Annotated in this window: 2 protein-coding genes; both read left to right on the forward strand. The window is 67.8% G+C overall.

Annotation, left to right across the window (positions count from 1 at the left end):
• Nucleotides 1–531: translesion DNA synthesis-associated protein ImuA (gene imuA / locus ACCD00_RS30580; RefSeq protein ID WP_413428917.1), on the forward strand; the 531-nt coding region annotated here is incomplete at its 5' end.
• 7 nt (nucleotides 532–538) lie between these two features.
• Nucleotides 539–1,717 (forward strand): Y-family DNA polymerase (locus tag ACCD00_RS30585; protein ID WP_413428918.1); only part of this gene is annotated, 1,179 nt, incomplete at its 3' end.

Here is a 1,717-nt window from a genome sequence, read left to right on the forward strand (position 1 = left end):
CCCACCGGGCATGCCGCGCTGGACGCCGCATTGCCCAGCGGAGGCTGGCCGGAGGCGGCGCTGACGGAAATCCTCTTGGCCGGGCAGGGCGTGGGCGAGTTGCAACTGGTGTGGCCGACACTGGCACGGCTGTCGGCGGCGGGCGAGCGCATCGTGCTGGTGGCGCCGCCTTATTTGCCGTATCCCCAGGCGTGGCAGAGCGCCGGGGTCGATCTGCGTCAGTTGTCGATCATCCAGGCCGGCGAGCGCGATGCGCTGTGGGCCGCGGAACAATGCCTGCGCTCGGGCAGTTGCGGTGCGGTGCTGTGCTGGCCGCACAAGGCCGATGACCGCGCCTTGCGCCGCTTGCAGGTGGCGGCGGAAACCGGCCAGACCCTGGCCTTCGCCTATCGTCCCCTCAGTGAAGCGATCAACCCTTCGCCGGCGGCCTTGCGCATCGCCATCGATGCCCGACCGGCACAACTGCGTGTACTCAAGTGCCGTGGCGGCCTGGCCCGTTCGGCGCCGATTGCCTTCGCCGTGGGGCATTGAGGTTGCCATGCGCTGGGTCTGCATTGTTTTCCCGCAATTGGCGCTGGACGCGGTACTGCGTCAGCGCGCCGATCCCGAGGAACCCCTGGCGTTGCTGACCGGCCCGGCCCAGCGCCGGGTGCTGCAGGCAGTCAACGGTGCGGCGCGGGCGCTGGGCTTGCGTCCCGGCCAGTCCATGAGCGCGGCACAGGCCTTGAGCAAAGGTTTTGTCACGGCCGAATACGATGCCGCTGAAATCGAACACTGGCAGCAGTTTCTCGCCGCCTGGGCCTATCGCTTCAGTTCCCAGGTCAGCGTGCATTACCCCCGGGCCGTGGTGTTCGAGATCGAATCCAGTCTCGGCCTGTTCGGTGCCTGGCCGCAATTCGAAGCGCTTTTGCGCCGTGAGCTCGGTGAGCTGGGGTTTCGGCACCGCATCGTGGCCGCGCCCAACCCGGTGGCGGCACGGGTGCTGGCCAACGCCTATGACGGTCTGGTGGTGCCGGACGATCAAGCCTTGCAGCATCATCTGGGGCAAATGCCCGTCGACCGGGTCGGCCTCGACGCATCGGTCGCCACGGCCTTGTCGCGCATGGGCCTGCGCACCTTGAGCCAGGTGCAGGCGTTGCCCAGGCACAGCCTGGCCCGGCGTTTCGAGGTCCAGGTGCTCAAGCATCTGGATGCCCTGTCCGGTTTGCGGCGGCTGGCGCTGGCGTTTTACTTGCCGCCGGACCGCTTCGATGTGCGTATCGAGCTCAATTTCGATGTGCAGTCCCATCAAGCCTTGCTGTTTCCGTTGCGCCGGTTGACTGGCGACCTGTCGGCGTTCCTCTGCGGTCGCGACAGCGGCGTACAGCGTTTCGACCTGCATCTGGAGCATGCCGGGTTGCCGGACACGGTCATCAAGGTCGGCCTGCTCAGCGCCGAGCGCGATCCGGCGATGCTCTTCGAGCTGGCCCGGGGGCGGCTGGAGCAAGTCCAGGTCGAGGCGCCGGTGCGCGGCTTTCGCTTGCGCGCCGAGGATTTGCCGGCCTTCGTGCCCCAGCATCGGGAACTGTTCGACGATCGCCCGCAACAGTCCCTGCCCTGGGAGCAGTTGCGCGAACGCCTGCGTGCACGGCTGGGGGATGACGCGGTGCATGGCTTGCGTTTCCAGGCCGATCACCGCCCCGAGTGCGCGTGGCAGGCCAGTGCCGACAGCCAGCCT

The sequence above is a fragment of the Pseudomonas sp. Pseusp3 genome, assembly GCF_047304225.1.
Classification (GTDB): Bacteria; Pseudomonadota; Gammaproteobacteria; order Pseudomonadales; family Pseudomonadaceae; genus Aquipseudomonas; species Aquipseudomonas fluorescens_CD.